This is a genomic window from Pseudomonas sp. DTU_2021_1001937_2_SI_NGA_ILE_001, from assembly GCF_032463525.1.
GTDB lineage: Bacteria > Pseudomonadota > Gammaproteobacteria > Pseudomonadales > Pseudomonadaceae > Aquipseudomonas.
In genome coordinates this window covers 2,057,167-2,075,092 of the sequence record NZ_CP135971.1, presented here as the reverse complement: position 1 = coordinate 2,075,092, position 17,926 = coordinate 2,057,167, and the positions used below count along the sequence as shown (strand labels likewise).

The following is a 17,926-nucleotide window of genomic DNA, read 5'->3' as shown; positions in this document are numbered from 1 at the left end:
TTTGCCAGACGTCTAAGTCTCCCCGGATTGCCCGCATGCGCGTTCTGATCGCCGAACATGATTACCTTCTCTACACCCGTCTGCTGCAGGAAGCCGCACCCGATATCGAAATTCTCAGCAGCGGCGACTCCGCGCAGCTGGCGGCGATGGCCCCTCAAGCGCAGGTCTGGCTGGGCCAGCCCGACCTGCTGGCCAGCCTGCTGCTACAGGGCAGCAAGCCGCAATGGATACAGTCCACCTGGGCCGGGATCACCCCGCTGCTGGACGAGCGCCTGCCGCGTGATTACCGGCTGAGCCGGGCGGTGGGCATCTTCGGCCAGGTGATGGCCGAATACATGCTCACCTACATGCTCGGGCACGAACGTGAGGTCCTGGCTCGCTTGATGAGCCAGGTCGAGCGCAAGTGGGACAACCGTCCGGGCCAGAGCCTGGCCGGGCGCAAGGTGCTGATCGTCGGCACCGGTGACATCGGTCGCAGCGTGGCGCAGTTCCTCAAGCCGTTCGGCGTGCAACTGTATGGCGTGGCGTCCACCGCGCGTGAGGAGCGGGGTTTCGAACAGGTGGTCAGCCTGCAGGACATGCCCGAGCTGCTCGGTGACATGGATTACGTCATCAACCTGCTGCCCAATACCCCCCAGACCCATGACCTTTACGATGCACGACTGTTTGCGTGCTTCAAGCCCACGGCGCTGTTCATCAATGCCGGGCGGGGTGTGGCGGTGGTCGACGCGGACCTGGTGGCGGCGTTGAAGGATGGCCTGCTGGCCGGTGCGGTGATCGATGTCTGCCGCCAGGAGCCGCTGCCGCAGCGGCATCCGTTCTGGACCGCCTATGGCCTGCTGCTGACCGGGCACAGCTCGGCGCCGACCTCGCCGGCGGCCATGACCGGGCTGTTCCTGGACAATCTGCGAGCCTTTCAGGCCGGTGAAACGCTGCGCGGCGAGGTGGACTTCAACAAGGGCTACTGAGCCCTGAGCCAGCCAGGAGCAGCTTCAGCCGCAATACTGGCCAGTTAGACCGGGTAGGAGCGGCTTCAGCCGCGAAGCGACCTCCTGTTCACAACAGATTCAGTGAATTTCCTGGCCCTTTCGCGGCTAAAGCCGCTCCCACCGGGCCACATGCCGCTTAAGCGAACAGTATTGGCTTCAGCCGCGAAAAGAGTCTCGGCTGAAGCCGGTCCCGCAGGGCCGTAATGCACCTTACAGGCTGAAATCACCCTCGGCGGCCAGTTCCTTGACCGGGCGACGCGGGCTCGGGGCTTCGCGGCCTTGCAGATACTCCGGCAGGCTGGCCTTGTCGCCGGCCTTGCCGACGGCGATCACCGCGTGAATGGCGTACTCGTCGGGAATCTTCAGCTCGCGGCGCGTCAGGTCCTGGTCGAACCCGGCCATGCCATGGGTATGCCAGCCACTGAGGCTGGCCTGCAGGGCAAACAGGCCCCAGGCCGAGCCGGTGTCGAAGGTGTGCCACAGTGCCGGGCTCTCTTCGCTGGCGCCGGGTGCTACGAAGGTGGTCTTGGAGATGACCACGACCAGCGCCGAGGCATGCTGCGCCCAGCTGCGGTTGAATTCGTTCAACAGGCCCAGGTAACGCTCCCAGCTCGGGGTGCCACGACGCGCATAGAGAAAGCGCCAGGGCTGCGAGTTGTAGGCCGAAGGCGCCCAACGCGCGGCTTCGATGAAGCTGAGCAGGGTTTCTTGCGCAATCGGCGCGTCGCTGAATGCGCGCGGCGACCAGCGCTGGGTGAATTGCGGGTGGATTTCGAAATCGGTTACGCGAGGATTGGTGCTCATGGCTGTCCCGTGAGTGAACGATTGAAGGGCATGGCTTGGATGGGCCGTGGTCGGCAGGCATCGGAAGGGGGAAACCAGCCAAAGCTACTGCGACAAGACGTCACTGACAAGCGGCACGAACGACGACCAGCCCTTGGCCCGCTGCACACATGCCACTAGACTGGCGGCCTTTTCACGCACCGGATTCACTGCCCGCGCCATGACCTCCGCCGACCCCTTCTGGACTCGCAAGACGCTCGACCAACTCAGCCCGCAGGAATGGGAATCGTTATGCGACGGCTGCGGCTTGTGCTGCCTGCAGAAGCTCGAGGACGAGGAAGACAACAGTGTCTATTACACGCGTATCGCCTGTCGGCTGCTGGACCTGAAGACCTGCCGTTGCAGCGATTACCCCAATCGCCGCGAGAAGGTGCCGGACTGCATCCAGCTTACGCCGGGCCAGGCAGAGTCATTCAAGTGGCTGCCACCGACCTGCGGCTACCGCCTGGTCAGCGAAGGCAAGGACCTTCCGGCATGGCACCACTTGGTCAGCGGCGACCCGAAAGCGGTGCACCGCAAGCGCATCTCCCAGTCCGGTCGCATGCTCAGTGAAGACAGCGTGCCCGAGGAGGACTGGGAGGATTACCTGATCTTCCGCGCCGGCTGAGGGGGTCAGACGCCAGTCTTGGGTTCGGTGATCGCGTCGACGATCTTCGGTGCGGCCTTCTCGGCCTGTTTCTTCAGGTCATGCAGCTCGGCGCCGGCGCGTTCGATGTCGGAGCGTGCGCTGTACAGGTCCTGGCGGCCCTTTTCCAGCAGGCTCTTGGCCGAACAGTGGCCGGTGATGCCGCGTGCCAGTATCGCGCCGCCGAGGGCCAACTGCACCAGGCCCAGCAGGCCGCCGCGGCGCACCCCTTTGCCCATCAGTGCCACGCCTCCAGCCAGCGAGGTGATGCGTTCCCAGCCCTGTACGTTCTGCTCGGGACGCGGGGCGGGCAGTGGACGGTCGATGCGTTCGATGATCGGGGTCTCGCTCATGATGGCTCTCCAGTCTGTTGAATCACAACTGACTGCCAGGCCTGTCGACCGTTCCCGCCAATTGCGTCACTGGCTGCCGGAAGGTGCCAGCTTGTCGCGACCGAACTGCGGGCCGGAGCGGGTGTTGTTGCCCTTGACCAGGCGGTCGTAGAGCACCACGTTGACCGTTGCCGCGAGGTTCATGCAGCCCTCGGTGGGGATGTACACCACGTCCTCGCACCAGTCGCGAATTTCCTGGTCCAGCGAGCCGTCCTCGGGGCCGAAGATGTACAGCGCGCGGTCCGGGTGGGTGTACTCGGGCAGCGGGCGGGCGCCTTCGACCAGTTCCACGGCCACCGGGGTGCAGCCCAGGGGCAGGATCTGGCGCAGGTCTTCAATGCCGATCAGCGGGATGTCCTGGTGGATCTTCTTGGTATCGGTGACGAAATCCCGAGCCCGCTCGTAGCGCTTGCCGGTGTAGAACACCGAGGCGGCGCCGTAGCAGCCGGCGGCGCGCATCACGGAACCGACGTTTTCCGGTGACTTGGGGTTGTACAGGCCGATACAGGCGTAGCGTTTGTTGCCCACGGTGAAGGTGCTCTGGAAGAAAGCCCGGCAGTATACGCAATACTTTCAGCGCCTGCGGACTCCTGTGGGAGCGAGCTTGCTCGCGAAGGCTGTGTGACTCAGAACCAGAATCGCACCCCCAGCACCAGTCGCGCCTCGCTGCGTGGATCATCCGCAAGCTCTGCACTCTGGCCATGCAGGCGTTTCCAGGTCACCCCGACATAGGGTGCGAATTCGCGGTGCAGCTCATAGCGCAGGCGCAGCCCCAGCTCGCTGTCGGCCAGGCCGGTGCCGACTTCGCGCGCCGGGTCATTGCGACCGTACAGGTTGAGTTCGGCCATGGGCTGCAGAATCAGCCGCTGGGTCAGCAGCAGGTCGTACTCGGCTTCCAGGCGCAGCGCGGTCTGGCCGCCTTCGCCCAGGTAGGCGGTGGCCTCGGTTTCCAGTCCGTACAGCGGCGTGCCCTGAATGCCGAGTGCTGCCCAGGTTTGCGGGCTGCCGGGCTGGAAATCCTGGCGCAGGCCGCCGAGCAGGTCCCACCAGGGTGAGATCGCGTGGCCCCAGAGCGCCTGCACCTCGGCGTGCTCGGTGCGGCCCTGGCTGCGTTCGCCCTCCGACCGCAGCCACAGGCGGTTGATATCGCCACCGACCCAGCCGTCGAGGTCCCACGCCAGTGCACTGCCATGCCGGGCGTCTTGCCATTCCAGGCGGTCCATCCGCAGCTGATGACGCCAGGCGTCGTCGTGCATGCGGTGACCGGCGGGGTCCTGATACACCGCCGCGCGGTCGGCGTCGGTCAGGGCGGGCACCGGGGAGGGTGCGCCAGGCTCGGCCGGAGCGTGGTGGCCGGCGTGCGCATCAGGCTGTCCTGCCGCAGGCATCGGGTGATCGGCATGCGCGGGCGCTGCGACGCTGCCGAGCGGTGGTGCTCCCATATCCATGTGGCCGGCGTGGTCCATGGCCGCTTCGCCGCAAGGCGGCAACAGCGCCAGGCTGGCACCCAGCAGCAGGGTAGGGCCGCGCCAGACGGGCATGCGCTTCATTCTTCGACCCTCACTTCCCGGAACATGCCGGTTTCCATGTGATACAGCAGGTGGCAGTGATAGGCCCAGCGGCCCAGGGCATCGGCGCTGACCCGGTAGCTGCGCCGCGTGCCCGGCGGCATGTCGAGGGTGTGCTTGCGTACCTTGAAGCGTCCGTGCTCGTCTTCCAGGTCGCTCCACATGCCGTGCAGGTGAATGGGGTGGGTCATCATGGTGTCGTTGATCAGCACGATACGTACCCGCTCGCCGTAGGTGAGGCGCAGCGGCTCGGCATCGGAAAACTTCACGCCGTCGAACGACCAGGCGAATTTTTCCATGTGCCCGGTGAGGTGCAGTTCGAGGGTGCGGGTCGGCTCGCGGCCATCGGGGTCGGCGAAGGTGCTGCGCAGGTCGGCATAGGTCAGCACCCGCCGGCCGTTGTCGCGCAGGCCGATGCCGGGATCGTCGAGCCTGGCGGTGGGGTGGCTGGCCTGCATGTCGACCAGCGGATTGTCGGCTTCGCTGGCCGGGTGGTCGATGGACGTGGAGGGCTGGCTCATGCCGGTGTGGCCCATGGCGGCGTGATCCATATTCGCCATGGCGCCGTGTGTCATGCTGTCCCGACGCTTGCTGTCGTGCTGCATGCCAGGCATTTCGCCGTGGTCCATGCCCATGTCGCTCATGCTCAACAGTGGGCGCGGATCCAGCGCCAGCAGCGGCGCGCGAAGGCCGCGGCGGCTGGCCAGGGTGCCGCAGGCGAAGCCGCTGCGGTCCATGGCCTGGGCGAACAGGGTGTAGGCCGGCGCGCTCGGCTCGACGATCACATCGAAGGTTTCCGCCACGGCGATGCGCAGCTCGTCGACGACCACCGGTTCGACGTGCAGGCCGTCGGCAGCCACCACGGTCATCTTCAGGCCGGGGATGCGCAGGTCGAAGTAGCTCATCGCCGAGCCGTTGATCAGGCGCAGGCGCACCTTCTCGCCCGGCGTGAACAGCCCGGTCCAGTTCATGCCCGGGGGCAGGCCATTCATCAGGTAGGTGTAGGTGGCGCCGCCGACGTCGGCGATGTCGGTGGGGTTCATGCGCATCTGGGCCCACATGCGCCGCTCGGCGACGGTCTGCTGCCAGCCATCGCGGCCCACGTTGTCGATGAAGTCACCCAGGGTGCGCTGGTGGCGGTTGTAATAGTCGCCCTGTTGCTTGAGCTTGCGCAGCAGGGTGGCGGGTTGTTCGTCGGTCCAGTCGCTGAGCATCACCACGTGCTCGCGCTGGTACTCGAAGGGTTCCGGTTCGCGCGCGTCGATGATCAGTGGCCCGTAGACGCCGGCCTGTTCCTGCAGGCCGGAATGGCTGTGGTACCAGTAGGTACCGTGCTGGCGGATCTTGAAGCGGTATTCATACAGCCCGCCGGGGGCAATGCCGGCGAAGCTCAGGCCAGGCACGCCGTCCATGTTGGCCGGCAGGATGATGCCGTGCCAGTGGATGGAGGTGTCCTGGTTCAGGCGATTACGCACCCGCAAGGTCACCGTGTCGCCCTCGCGCCAGCGCAGCAGCGGGCCGGGCAGGCCGCCGTTGACGGTCAGCGCGGTGCGTGGCTGGCCGGTAAGGTTCACCGGCGTCTCGCCGATCCACAGGTCGAATTCGTTGCCGCGCAGTTCCTGCAGTGCGGTATTGCCGGCGGCGCGCAAGGGCAGCGGCCACAGGCCCAGGCCGCCCAGCAGGCTACCGGCCGCCAGGCCCTGAACGAAGGTGCGTCGTGAAGTATTGAAAGCCATGGCGGTGAAGTCCGTCCTTCGCAAGCGATGCGTCGGACGGGACGATGCCACACGGGGCCGGGGCGGGTGATTACATTTGTGTCAGCTCACCGGCACGGGCGAGGTGGCGGCGCGAGACGCTGCGAATTCGATCAGTCGTCCTTCTTCATCAACCCGGCCAGGGCTGCAAACGGGTTGTGCGTGGCCTTGGCGATCTTCGGCGTGCTCAGCGACTCTTCGCTGAAATACTGCTGGTCGGTGTAGCGGGCATGCTCGTTGTCGTGGCAGTACAGGCACAGCAGCTCCCAGTTGGAGCCGTCCTGCGGGTTGTTGTCGTGGTTGTGGTCACGGTGATGCACGGTCAGCTCGCTCAGGCGCTTGCCGGAAAACTCCCGGGCGCAGCGACCGCAGACATGCGGGTACATGCGCAGGGCCTTTTCCCGGTAGCCCCTTTCGCGTTCGCGTTGGGTTTCGGCAAGGATGCGGTCCAGTTTGGAGGTGTTCGACGGGGTGGTCATGGGCGTGCCTGATGCGAAAAAGAAATACCCCGCCAGTCTAGTCGCTGGCGGCGTGTTTCACACCTGCTGTGCGAGCAATTGGCCATCCACCATGCGCAGACGCTTGGACAGCGAGATGGCCAGGGCGCGGATGATCCGTGCGGCCATCTTGGGCATTTCCTCGATCATCTTGTCCAGCGAGTCGCGGCCCAGGGTCAGCAACTGGCAGTCACTGGCCGCGATGCAACTGGCCGAGCGGCGCTCGCCGTCCAGGACCGCCATCTCGCCCAGGGCGCGTCCGCGGCGCAGGGTGGCGATGTCCACCGGCTTGCCATCGGGGTTGAGCTTGCGCACCACCACGCTGCCCTGGTGGATGATGCACATGAAGGTGCCGGCATCGCCTTCGTTGAAGATCACCTGGTCGCGGGTGAAGTCAGTGATGCTGAAATAGCCGGCGACACTGGCCAGGTCGCTTGGCGGCAGCGAGTCGAACAGGCCGCAGTCGAGCAGCATGTCGTAGATCGCGGTATTGAGGTTGGACGGTTCGGACATGGTTCGGTCTTGTTCCGGTTGATCCTGTAGAGGGCCGCGTGGCCATGCCTGCCCCGAACGGCGGGGCAGGCGGCCGGGATTCAAGGGGTCAGGCCGAGTACCTTGAACACGAAGCCGTATTCCAGTGCGACATCGCGCAGGCCCTGGTAGCGCCCGCTCATGCCGCCATGTCCGGCACCCAGCTCGGTCTTGAGCAGCAGCAGGTTGGCGTCGGTCTTCAGTTCGCGCAGCCTGGCGACCCACTTGGCGGCTTCCCAGTACTGCACGCGGCTGTCGTTGTAGCCGGCGATCACCAGCAGCGCCGGGTAGGCCTGGGCCTGCACGTTCTCGTAGGGCGCATAGCCCTTGATGCGTGCGTACACCTCGGGCTCCTCGGGATTACCCCACTCATCGTACTCGGTGACGGTCAGCGGCAGGTCCGGGTCGAGCATGGTATTGAGCACGTCCACGAATGGCACTTCGGCAATCGCTGCGCGGAAAAGTTCGGGGCGCTGGTTGAGCACTGCGCCGATCAACAGGCCACCGGCGCTGCCACCGCTGATCACCAGCTGATCGGCGCGAGTGACGCCGCAGGCGATCAGGTGTTCGGCGCAAGCGATGAAGTCGCCGAAGGTGTTGTGCTTGTGTTCCTGCTTGCCGGCCCGGTACCAGGCTTCGCCCAGCTCGCCACCGCCGCGCACATGGGCGATGGCGAAGGCCACGCCGCGGTCGAGCAGGCTCAGGCGTGCATGGGAAAACCACGGGTCGAGGCTGGCCCCGTAGGCACCGTAGCCATACAGGTACAGCGGCGCTGGCTGGCCCACTCGGTCGCGGCGCATCACCAGGCTGATCGGTATCTGGGTGCCGTCGGCCGCGGTGGCCCACAGGCGCTGGCTGACGTAGGCATCGGCGTCGAATTCGCCGAGCACCGGGGTCTGCTTGAGCACCTGCTGCTCACCGTTGGCCAGCAGCAGCTGGCGCACCTGCGCTGGGCGATTGAGCGACTGGTAGCGCAGGCGGATACGGTCGCTGTCGAACTCCAGGCTGTCCTGCACGTACAGGCTGTAGGCGGCATCAGGCAGTTGCACGCGATAGGCCGGCAGACCTTCGGGGCGCACCTCGATGACCGGCAGGCCGCCTTCGCGCAGGCTCAGGGTGAGGGCCTTGGCGTTGAGGGTCAGGCCGTCGAGCATCACCGTATCGCTGTGCGGCACCAGCGGCTTCCAGTCGCTGCGCTTGGGAATGGAGGTGGCCGGCGCCTGGTACAGGGCGAAGTTGATGCCGTCTTGGTTGCTGCGGATGAACCAGGTCCACTGGCCGTTCAGCAGGCCGTGGTCGACGTCGTACTCATGGCCTTCCTCGCGCGGCGCCAGGCAGGTGAAGGCCTGCTGCGGCTGGTCGGCATCCAGTACCCAGGCTTCGCTGGTGGTCTTGCTGCCCAGTTGCAGGAGCAACTGGCGCTCGGAGCTGCTGCGCCCGCAATGCAGGAAGAAACGTCCGTCCGGCTCGCAGAATACCTCGGTGGCCGAGGCGTCGCCCAGGCGGTGACGGTAGAGCTTCCAGGGACGGTGGGTGTCGTCCAGCTCGCCGAAGAACAGCGTCTGGCTGTCGTTGGCCCAGGTCATGCTGCCGTCGCAGTTTTCGAAGGGCAGGGCGCGGACTTCGCCGGTGCCCAGTTCCTTGACGAACAACTGGTAGATCTCGTCGCCCGAGGTGTCCAGGCTGTAGGCCAGACGCTGGTGGTCGGGGCTGATGCTGAAGGTGCCCAGCGAGAGGAAGCCGCCAGCCGCCAGTTGGTTGGGGTCGAGCAGCAGTTGCTCCTGGCTTTCGTCGGCTTCGCAGCCATTGCCTGCCGGACGCGGGCAGCGGTAGTGGCGAGCATATTCGTCGCCGGCGGTGGTACGCGTGTAATAGAGGTACGGCCCCCAGGGCGAGGGCAGCGACAGGTCGGTTTCCTGGATGCGGCCCTTGATCTCCTGGAACAGGGTTTCGCGCAGTGCCTGCTGGTCCGCCAGGTTCTGATCGAGGTAGGCGTTCTCGGCCTTCAGGTGTTCGAGGACCTCGCTGGTGTCGCGTTCCTGCAGCCAGGCGTAAGGGTCTGCACCGTCGCCCTTGCGGGCCACCGGAGGGGTAACGGGAGTAGCGATAGAAGACATGCCGTGCTCTCTTGAACGTGGTTCACATCCCGGGCGCGCCGGGGCGGTGAAAAGCCGTTATCATAAGCGCCTATTCGACTGGCTTACACGTACGACATGACTGAACACGACTATCTGATCGCCTGGGGTGTCTACGCCTTCGCCGCACTGGGCTGCCTGCTGGTGCTGTTTGTAATGACCGGCTGGATGTGGCGCTACCTGAAGGAACCGCTGCGGGTGGTCGGCGCTGTGCTGCTGTTCACCCCCACGGTGGTCGACCCGGCCCGCGACCTCTATGCCCCGGCAGTGGCGATTTCCGCGCTGGACCTGCTGTTCAAGGTTGGCAGCAACGTCTGGACCGCGGTCCTCGACCTGGCCATGTACGGCCTGTGTGCCTTTCTCGCCTATCTGGTCTTCGTGCTGGTGCGCTGGCCGATCGAGAACAAGCGCAAGGCCCGCGCGGAGCGTGAAGAGGCGCGCCGCAAGGCCTTGCAGGCCGATGACGCCGAGGACGACCAGCCACCGGCTGCAGAAGCCCGGCCTGTCGCGCGCCCGGCCCCTGCGCCGGCATCGGCGGCGCGCACCCGCGTGGAGCCGCGTCTTTAAGTCCAGCCTTACCCTGCAGCGAGAACCCTGAGCATGTGTGAACTGCTGGGCATGAGTGCCAATGTCCCGACCGACATCGTTTTCAGCTTCACCGGGCTGATCCAGCGCGGCGGTCGTACCGGGCCGCACCGCGATGGCTGGGGCATCGGTTTCTACGAAGGGCGCGGCCTGCGCCTGTTCCAGGACCCCGCAGCGAGCAGCGAGTCTGAAGTCGCGCAGCTGGTGCAGCGCTACCCGATCAAGAGCGAGGTGGTCATCGGCCATATCCGCCAGGCCAACGTCGGCAAGGTGTGCCTGGCCAATACCCATCCTTTCGTCCGTGAGCTGTGGGGGCGCAACTGGTGCTTCGCCCACAACGGCCAGTTGGCGGAGTTCGCGCCCCGGCGCAGTTTCTACCGTCCGGTCGGAGATACCGACAGCGAAGCCGCCTTCTGCGACCTGCTCAATCGCGTGCGGGAGACGTTCCCGGAGCCGGTGGAGGTCGAGCAACTGCTGCCTATCCTGGTTCAGGCCAGCAGCGAGTATCGCGGCAAGGGTGTGTTCAACTGCCTGCTCAGTGATGGCGACTGGCTATTTTGCTTCTGTTCCACCAAGCTGGTGCACATTACCCGCCGGGCGCCATTCGGCCCGGCGCGGTTGAAGGATGTCGACGTCATCGTCGACTTCCAGGCCGAGACCACGGCGCACGACGTGGTCACGGTGATCACCACCGAAGCCCTTACCGAAAACGAAACCTGGACAGGTTACCAGCCCGGACAGTGGGGGCTTTGGCGCAAGGGCGAGTGCGTGGCCGAGGGGACGGCCGAGTCTGAGCGAACCCACCCATAGAACAAAACGACAATGAGGGACCTCAATGCTGCGAAGTTATCTGCGACTGGTACTGTTCACCGCTGCCCTGTTGTTCGGCGTCCAGGCGCCGGGCCTGATCAGTGACTACAGCAAGCGGGTCGAGGCCCACCTGATCGAGGCCCAGCAGGCCATCAAGGGCTTCAAGGCCACGGCGCAGCAGTTCTTCAACGGCGACATCCAGGCCTTGATCCAGCATTACCGCAACAGTGACGACCCGGTGTTCCGCAATGACGCGACCAACATCGAGAACCTGCTGGCCCGTACCCAGGTGCTGGAGCGTCAGTGGCTGGGCCTGCAGGGCTCCTGGGCGGCCAAGGGCTGGCACGTGGTCACCGCTGCCGACCCCGATATCCGCCGCGAAACCCTCGACGGCTACACCTGGCAGGTGCTGCTGGCCCCCGCAGTGATCGTCTGGGGCATCGCCAGCGCCTTTGTCGTCACCTTCCTGGTCGAAGGCCTGTTGCTGCTGCTCGGCTGGGTGGTCAACGGTGGCCGTCGGCGGCCGGCGATGCGCGCAGAGTGGCGCTGAGGCACTGCTCCCTCAGCAGACCACGCGGGTCTGCCCGTCAATGAAGGCCGCTACCTGCTGCGGCGCGTTCCACATCAGCACGTCGAGAATCGACAGGTTCTCGATGAAGGGGTAGGGCCCGGTGTCATAGGTCATCGGGCTCAACTCCAGAAAGCGCAGCTCGATCTGCCGATCCCGCCATTCCTCCTGCCTGAAGATCGCTCGACCGCCCGGCGCGTTGATGTAGCGCTGCGCGTGCAGCAGGTCGCTGATTTCCAGCGCCCATTGCCCGGCGTGCTCGATCGGCGGTAGCGGCAGGCGCAGTTGTGAGCAGCGTTTCCAGGTGAAGTCCATGCCCAGGTAGTCGCACACGGTCTGCAGGCTGCGTGCATTCAGCTCGGTGAGGCGGTCGCCCTGGCACAGGGCAAAGGTGCGTTCGACCATCTCCAGAACCTGCTTGAAGAACGGCGCCTTGTGCCGGTAGTGCTCCAGCTGGCCACGAATCCGGCGTCGTGCGGCATCGGCGTCGATGACCCGGGTCTGCTCGATACGGTGACCTTCGGCGCGGCTCACCGGTACGGTGATGTACTGCCAGCCGCCGTGGCCATCCTGAATGCGGTTGCGGTTCATCCAGCTCTTGCGGTGGTAGTCGACGATGTCGAACAGCAGACCCTGTTCGACTGAAGCGATGAGTTGGTAGTAGCCCAGATACGGAAAGAAGTAAGGCTGCATGATGCCCAGGGTTTTGATCATATGCGCGTGCGCACCTGTCCGGAGCGGCGGACCGCTCGGTTCTTGGGGACTGCTCGGTGTGTGCGAAGCGCAGATGACGCGAGGGGGAGGAGTGGCGGGACTGCGGGCGATCCGTTCCAGGCCTTGTGCTTGCCAGCCCCCTCAGGTTAGACGGGTGGCTGGGGCAGCCGGGGCCGCCCGTCGGGCGGTGGCTGCGTCATGCGGGCGCGGTGTCGGGCGGTTTCACTTGGCCAGGTAGCGAATGCCCTCGTCGAGGCCTTCAAGGGTCAGCGGGTACATGCGCTGTTCCACCAGGTCGCGGATGATGTGCGTCGAAGTGGTGTATTCCCAGGCATGCCGGGGGTAGGGGTTGATCCAGATGAGCTTGCGGAACTTGGCCATGAAGCGCTGCATCCACAGGTAGCCGGGCTCTTCGTTCCAGTGTTCGACGCTGCCGCCGGGCTGGCTGATCTCGTAGGGTGCCATGGCTGCGTCACCGACGAAGATCACCTTGTAGTCGGCGCCGTAGGTGTGCAGTACGTCCTGGGTAGCGATGCGCTCGGCGTTGCGGCGCAGGTTGTCCTTCCACAGGGTCTCGTACACGCAATTGTGAAAGTAGTAGTACTCCAGATGCTTGAACTCGGTCTTGCAGGCCGAGAACAGTTCTTCGCAGACCTTCACGTGGGCGTCCATCGAACCGCCGATGTCGAACAGCAACAGCAGCTTCACGGCGTTGCGGCGCTCCGGGCGCATCTGGATGTTCAACAGACCGGCGTCGCGGGCGGTGTGCTCGATGGTGCCGTCCAGATCGAGCTCTTCGGCAGCGCCTTCGCGGGCGAATTTGCGCAGGCGGCGCAGGGCCACCTTGAGGTTGCGGGTGCCCAGTTCGACCTGGTCGTCGAGGTTGCGGTACTCGCGCTGTTCCCAGACCTTCACCGCCTTGCCCTGGCGCTGCCCGGCATCGCCGACGCGGATGCCCTCGGGATGGTAGCCGCCGGAACCGAACGGGCTGGTGCCGCCGGTGCCGATCCACTTGTTGCCACCGGCGTGGCGTTCCTTCTGCTCGGCCAGGCGCTGCTTGAAGGCTTCCAGCAGCTTGTCGAGCCCGCCGAGGGACTGGATCTGCGCACGCTCCTCGGGCGTCAACGAACGCTCGAACTCCTTGCGCAGCCAGTCTTCGGGAATCAGTGCCTGCAGGGCCTCGTCCAGGTCCTGCAGGCCGTTGAAGTAGGCGCCGAAGGCGCGGTCGAACTTGTCGAAATGGCGCTCGTCCTTGACCAGGATCGCCCTGGCCAGGAAATAGAATTCATCGATGTCGGCGAACACCACACGCTGCTGCAAGGCCTCGATGAGGTCGAGCAGTTCGCGCAGCGAGACCGGCACCCTGGCGGCGCGCATTTCGTTGAACAGGTTGATCAGCATGACGATGGGCCTTTGTCCGGGGTGCGCTCAGCGGTTGCCGCGGCGGCTCATGAAGGCCAGGCGTTCGAGCAACTGCACGTCCTGCTCGTTCTTCACCAGGGCACCGGCCAGCGGTGGAATGGCCTTGGTCGGGTCACGTTCGCGCAGCACCTGCTCGCCGACTTCATCGGCCATCAGCAGCTTGAGCCAATCGACCAGCTCCGAGGTGGAGGGCTTTTTCTTCAGGCCCGGCACCTTGCGCACGTCGAAGAACACGTCCAGCGCTTCGCTGACCAGGCTCTGGCGAATGTTGGGGAAGTGCACGTCGACGATCTTCTGCAGGGTCTGGCGGTCGGGGAAGGCGATGTAGTGGAAGAAGCAGCGGCGCAGGAAGGCGTCGGGCAGCTCCTTCTCGTTGTTGGAGGTAATGATGATGATCGGCCGGTGGCGGGCCTTGATGGTTTCGTCGGTCTCGTAGACGTAGAACTCCATGCGGTCGAGTTCCTGCAACAGGTCGTTGGGGAACTCGATGTCGGCCTTGTCGATCTCGTCGATCAGCAGGATGACCCGCTCATCGGCTTCGAACGCCTCCCAGAGCTTGCCCTTCTTCAGGTAGTTGCGCACGTCGTGGACCTTGTCCACGCCCAGTTGCGAGTCGCGCAGGCGGCTGACCGCATCGTACTCGTACAGCCCCTGGTGGGCCTTGGTGGTGGACTTGATGTGCCAGGTGATCAGCCGGGCGCCGAAGGCTTCGGCCAGCTGTTCGGCCAGCAGGGTCTTGCCGGTGCCGGGCTCGCCCTTGACCAGCAGGGGGCGCTGCAGAGTGATGGCGGCGTTGACGGCCAGCTTGAGGTCGTCGGTGGCGACGTAGGTGGAAGTGCCTTCGAACTTCATTGTCGGTCCTCGGATTAAAGGCGTGACTATAGCGCAAGGGCGCGTTGATTCGTGGCGGTGAGTCGCGGCTGGAACCGTTCCGACCTTAGCCACAATACTGGTCAGTTAGGCCGGGTAGCAGCGGCTTCAGCTGCGAAGCGACCGCCTGTTCACACCAGATGCAGTGAATTTCCTCGCGCTTTCGCGGCTAAAGCCGCTCCCACCGGGCCACATGCCGCTTAAGCGAACAGTATTGGCTTTAGCCGGGATGGATACCCGATGATCAGGGCTGAAGCCGCTTGTGCAGCGGCCAGGGCGAGCGCCTCCTGGTTCACTCCGTTCCCTCATAGCGGGCATTGAAAGCCTGGATGAAGCCGTTGCGCAAAATGCCCCAGAACGCCTGCAGGCCGCTGATGTTCTGCTGCTTGACGCTGCCACTGAGTTCCACACGGGTGGCGAACTGGTTCTTCTGCTGGTTCTTCAGCACCGTTTCGCTGGCGCCCACCAGCGCTTCCCAGACCGAGCGGAAGAAGCCCTTGTTCTGGTTTTCGACATCCTGCTTCCAGTTGAACACCTCGACATCGCGCAGCAGTGGCTTGATATAGCCGTTCAGGCGCCCGTCCACGGCCTGGGCTTCGATGACCAGGTCGCCATGCCCGGCATTGAAGTCGAAGTTGCCATAGGCCGAGGCGAAGTCGTTCATGCGTTTGAGTTCGATACCGGTGGCGCGCAGGCGGAAGTCGAAGTCCTGGAAATTGTTCATCGGGTCGAAGGTGGCGTTGGTTTCCAGGCGCGCGCTGTCCAGCAGCCGCGCATTGCCCTCGAAACGCGCATCACGTGGGCCTTCGACATCTACCACGTTGGTCAGGTTGTACAGGCTGGCGTTGACCCGGTCGGCCTTGATGCGCACTTTGGGCGAAGTGTTGAAGTTGTTGAAGGTAATGGTGCCGTCGTCGATACGCAGTTCGTTGAGGGTAAAGGGCAGCAGCTTGTCCAGCTGTGCGCGCCAGTCAGTGCCCTGGCCGGTCTGCGAGGCGCTGCGATCCTGGCCACCGTCGACGAAGTTCAGCTGCGGCTGGCTGAAGGTCACTTCGCCCACCACGGCGCGGTCGTACCACAGCGAGTGCCAGCTGACCGAGAGGTCGATCAAAGGCGCCTGGAGGAAGGGCACGGGCACCTTGCCGTCGACCTTGACGATCTCCAGGGCCTTGATCCGGTAGGCGCCGCGCCACCAAGCCAGGTCCACCTCGGCGATCTGCCCACGGTAATCGCCCATGTCGGCCAGCTTGCCGTTCAGGTAGTCACGCACCAGGTAGGGCAGTGCCAGATGCAGGGCCAGCAGCAGGGCGGCCACACCGGCGAGGGTCCACAAGGGCCAGCGGTAGCGACGTTTCATCTCGAAAGCCTCAGGATGCAGTGAACGATTGACCGATGAGAGGGGCTATCGGTTGCATCGACTGGACGCGCAACAGTGACGGGAATAGGCTGTTGGGTCTTTCTTACCCGCCTTTGCAACAAGGACACCGCCATGAGCCGGATCTACGCAGATAACGCCCACTCCATCGGCAATACGCCGCTGGTGCAGATCAACCGGATAGCCCCGCGCGGCGTGACCATCCTGGCCAAGATCGAAGGGCGCAACCCCGGTTATTCGGTCAAGTGTCGCATCGGCGCCAACATGATCTGGGACGCCGAAAGCAGCGGCCGCCTCAAGCCGGGCATGACCATCGTCGAGCCGACCTCCGGCAATACCGGTATCGGCCTGGCCTTCGTTGCCGCTGCACGTGGCTACAAGCTGATGCTGACCATGCCAGCGTCGATGAGCCTGGAGCGACGCAAGGTACTCAAGGCGCTGGGCGCCGAGCTGGTGCTCACCGAACCGGCCAAGGGCATGAAAGGCGCCATCGCCAAGGCCGAGGAACTGGTGGCCGGCAACCCCGAGCAGTACTTCATGCCGGCACAGTTCGACAACCCGGCCAACCCGGCCATCCATGAAAAGACCACCGGCCCGGAAATCTGGCAGGACACCGATGGCGCCATCGATGTGCTGGTGGCCGGCGTCGGCACTGGCGGCACCCTGACCGGCGTGTCGCGGTACATCAAGCACACCGCTGGCAAGCCGATCCTCAGCGTGGCGGTCGAGCCGGTGACTTCGCCAATCATCGCCCAGGCCCTGGCCGGTGAAGAGATCAAGCCGGCACCGCACAAGATCCAGGGCATCGGTGCCGGGTTCATTCCGAAGAACCTCGACCTGTCGCTGGTAGACCGTGTCGAGGCGGTCAGCGAAGAGCAGGCCAAGGACATGGCGCTGCGCCTGATGCAGGAAGAGGGCATCCTCTGCGGCATTTCCTGCGGCGCGGCGATGGCGGCTGCGGTGCGCCTGGCGGAAAAACCTGAAATGCAAGGCAAGACCCTGGTGGTGATCCTGCCGGACTCCGGCGAGCGCTACCTGTCGAGCATGTTGTTCAGCGACCTGTTCACCGAGCAGGAGCTGCAGCAGTAAGTGCCGTGGGGCCGTCAGCCACGGCCGCCTGTCCCGTGCGCTGGCGATTCGCCTGCCACCGGCTTCTGGCCGGGCGGCCAAGGCGTTACTATGGCCGGCTGACGGGAGCGCCTCGGGCACCCGAGCACCCATAGCCGGCCCGGCCGGCTTCATGATCCGAATCGAAGGGCGGCCTGCATGGGCCGCCCGGCGGTTTTTAAGGAGAGTTCCATGACCTTATCGTTCGCTGCCAAGGCGTCGATCCTGCTGTTGTTCGTGGCCAGCACCCTCTACGTGCATCTGCGCGGTCGGGCGCGCTTGCCGCTGTTGCGCCAGTTCGTCAACCATTCGGCGTTGTTCGCTCCTTACAACAGCCTGATGTACCTGTTTTCCCGCGTGCCTTCCAAGCCGTACCTGGACCGCAATGAGTTTCCCGAGCTGGATGTGCTGAAGAACAACTGGCAGACCATCCGCGAAGAAGCCATGCGCCTGTTCGACGAGGGCTATATCCGTGCGGCGGCCAAGGACAACGACGCCGGCTTCGGCTCGTTCTTCAAGAAGGGCTGGAAGCGCTTCTACCTGAAGTGGTACGACAAGGCCCTGCCGTCGGCCGAGACGCTCTGCCCGCAAACCGTGGCGCTGGTCAACAGCATCCCCAACGTCAAGGGCGCGATGTTCGCCCTGCTGCCCGGCGACAGCCACCTCAACCCGCACCGCGATCCGTTCGCCGGTTCGCTGCGTTATCACCTGGGGCTGTCCACGCCCAACTCCGACGCCTGCCGGATCTTCGTCGACGGCCAGGAGTACGCCTGGCGCGATGGCGAGGATGTGATGTTCGACGAAACCTACGTGCACTGGGTGAAGAACGAGACCAGCGTGACCCGGGTGATTCTGTTCTGTGATGTCGAGCGTCCGCTGACCAGCCGGCTCATGACCCGCATCAACCGCAGCGTCAGCGCCTTCCTGGGGCGTGCCACCGCACCGCAGAATCTCGACGACGAGCGCGTCGGCGGCATCAACCGCGCCTATGCTTTCAGCAAGCGCTTCAGCAATGTCATCAGCGGTAAGGTCAAGCAGTTCAAGCGCAGCAACCCCAAGGCCTACCGCATCCTGCGTCCGGTGCTGGCCATCGCCGTATTGACCCTGCTGGGCTACTGGCTGTTCGGCTGATCGCGTCGGC

General features: G+C 64.8%; 19 protein-coding genes. 7 read left to right on the top strand and 12 right to left on the bottom strand.

The window, feature by feature from the left end; genetic code table 11:
- Window positions 1–35: 35 nt before the first annotated feature.
- Window positions 36–968: a D-2-hydroxyacid dehydrogenase gene (locus RRX38_RS08710; RefSeq protein WP_315962251.1), complete on the top strand. Its 933-nt coding sequence runs from the start codon at window positions 36–38 to the stop codon at window positions 966–968.
- Window positions 969–1,199: 231 nt separating this feature from the next.
- Here RRX38_RS08710 and RRX38_RS08705 read toward each other — a convergent pair whose 3' ends face one another.
- Window positions 1,200–1,793 carry a nitroreductase family protein gene (locus tag RRX38_RS08705; RefSeq protein ID WP_295478327.1) on the bottom strand — a complete coding sequence of 198 codons (594 nt, stop codon included), beginning with the start codon at window positions 1,791–1,793 and terminating at the stop codon, window positions 1,200–1,202.
- 199 nt (window positions 1,794–1,992) lie between these two features.
- Between RRX38_RS08705 and RRX38_RS08700 the strand changes: the two genes are divergently transcribed.
- Window positions 1,993–2,439: a YcgN family cysteine cluster protein gene (locus tag RRX38_RS08700; protein WP_315962250.1), complete on the top strand. Its 447-nt coding sequence runs from the start codon at window positions 1,993–1,995 to the stop codon at window positions 2,437–2,439.
- A gap of 5 nt (window positions 2,440–2,444) precedes the next feature.
- Here RRX38_RS08700 and RRX38_RS08695 read toward each other — a convergent pair whose 3' ends face one another.
- From RRX38_RS08695 to RRX38_RS08665, 7 genes are all read right to left on the bottom strand, one after another.
- Window positions 2,445–2,810, bottom strand: coding sequence for a DUF2892 domain-containing protein (locus tag RRX38_RS08695; protein ID WP_315962249.1), 366 nt, complete (start codon window positions 2,808–2,810; stop codon window positions 2,445–2,447).
- Between the two features lie 66 nt (window positions 2,811–2,876).
- Window positions 2,877–3,377, bottom strand: coding sequence for an RNA methyltransferase (locus tag RRX38_RS08690; protein WP_295478336.1), 501 nt, complete (start codon window positions 3,375–3,377; stop codon window positions 2,877–2,879).
- Between the two features lie 98 nt (window positions 3,378–3,475).
- Window positions 3,476–4,399 (bottom strand): copper resistance protein B, encoded by a 924-nt coding sequence (locus RRX38_RS08685; protein ID WP_410524877.1) that lies wholly within the window; start codon window positions 4,397–4,399, stop codon window positions 3,476–3,478.
- Window positions 4,396–6,153: a copper resistance system multicopper oxidase gene (locus RRX38_RS08680; protein WP_315962247.1), complete on the bottom strand. Its 1,758-nt coding sequence runs from the start codon at window positions 6,151–6,153 to the stop codon at window positions 4,396–4,398. The genes RRX38_RS08685 and RRX38_RS08680 overlap by 4 nt, the downstream gene beginning before the upstream one ends.
- Before the next feature lie 131 nt (window positions 6,154–6,284).
- On the bottom strand, window positions 6,285–6,650 hold the full coding sequence (locus RRX38_RS08675; protein WP_295478342.1) for a YajD family HNH nuclease: 366 nt from the start codon (window positions 6,648–6,650) through the stop codon (window positions 6,285–6,287).
- 57 nt (window positions 6,651–6,707) lie between these two features.
- Window positions 6,708–7,181, bottom strand: coding sequence for a Crp/Fnr family transcriptional regulator (locus tag RRX38_RS08670; RefSeq protein ID WP_295478345.1), 474 nt, complete (start codon window positions 7,179–7,181; stop codon window positions 6,708–6,710).
- 80 nt (window positions 7,182–7,261) lie between these two features.
- Window positions 7,262–9,316 carry a S9 family peptidase gene (locus RRX38_RS08665; RefSeq protein WP_315962246.1) on the bottom strand — a complete coding sequence of 685 codons (2,055 nt, stop codon included), beginning with the start codon at window positions 9,314–9,316 and terminating at the stop codon, window positions 7,262–7,264.
- Between the two features lie 96 nt (window positions 9,317–9,412).
- On the opposite strand from RRX38_RS08665, the gene RRX38_RS08660 reads away from it, so the two are divergent.
- From RRX38_RS08660 to RRX38_RS08650, 3 genes are read left to right on the top strand one after another with little or no spacing between them, the layout of a single operon-like run.
- Window positions 9,413–9,901 (top strand): MFS transporter, encoded by a 489-nt coding sequence (locus RRX38_RS08660; protein WP_315962245.1) that lies wholly within the window; start codon window positions 9,413–9,415, stop codon window positions 9,899–9,901.
- A gap of 33 nt (window positions 9,902–9,934) precedes the next feature.
- Window positions 9,935–10,729, top strand: coding sequence for a class II glutamine amidotransferase (locus RRX38_RS08655; protein WP_295478353.1), 795 nt, complete (start codon window positions 9,935–9,937; stop codon window positions 10,727–10,729).
- 25 nt (window positions 10,730–10,754) lie between these two features.
- Window positions 10,755–11,279, top strand: coding sequence for a DUF2937 family protein (locus RRX38_RS08650; RefSeq protein ID WP_315962244.1), 525 nt, complete (start codon window positions 10,755–10,757; stop codon window positions 11,277–11,279).
- 12 nt (window positions 11,280–11,291) lie between these two features.
- Here the strand turns inward: RRX38_RS08650 and RRX38_RS08645 are convergent, their stop codons facing one another.
- From RRX38_RS08645 to RRX38_RS08630, 4 genes are all read right to left on the bottom strand, one after another.
- A complete protein-coding gene (locus RRX38_RS08645) occupies window positions 11,292–12,011 on the bottom strand; it encodes a WbqC family protein (RefSeq protein ID WP_315962243.1) in 720 nt (239 codons plus the stop codon).
- 222 nt (window positions 12,012–12,233) lie between these two features.
- Complete coding sequence (locus RRX38_RS08640) at window positions 12,234–13,412, bottom strand: VWA domain-containing protein (protein WP_315962242.1); 1,179 nt, start codon at window positions 13,410–13,412, stop codon at window positions 12,234–12,236.
- A gap of 27 nt (window positions 13,413–13,439) precedes the next feature.
- Window positions 13,440–14,285: an AAA family ATPase gene (locus tag RRX38_RS08635; RefSeq protein WP_295478366.1), complete on the bottom strand. Its 846-nt coding sequence runs from the start codon at window positions 14,283–14,285 to the stop codon at window positions 13,440–13,442.
- A gap of 310 nt (window positions 14,286–14,595) precedes the next feature.
- The gene (locus RRX38_RS08630) at window positions 14,596–15,660 is read right to left on the bottom strand and encodes a DUF748 domain-containing protein (RefSeq protein ID WP_315962241.1); all 1,065 of its coding nucleotides are present in this window, start codon (window positions 15,658–15,660) and stop codon (window positions 14,596–14,598) included.
- A gap of 132 nt (window positions 15,661–15,792) precedes the next feature.
- Between RRX38_RS08630 and cysK the strand changes: the two genes are divergently transcribed.
- Window positions 15,793–16,767, top strand: coding sequence for a cysteine synthase A (gene cysK / locus RRX38_RS08625; protein WP_315962240.1), 975 nt, complete (start codon window positions 15,793–15,795; stop codon window positions 16,765–16,767).
- Between the two features lie 210 nt (window positions 16,768–16,977).
- Window positions 16,978–17,916, top strand: coding sequence for an aspartyl/asparaginyl beta-hydroxylase domain-containing protein (locus tag RRX38_RS08620; protein WP_315962239.1), 939 nt, complete (start codon window positions 16,978–16,980; stop codon window positions 17,914–17,916).
- Window positions 17,917–17,926: the final 10 nt, after the last annotated feature.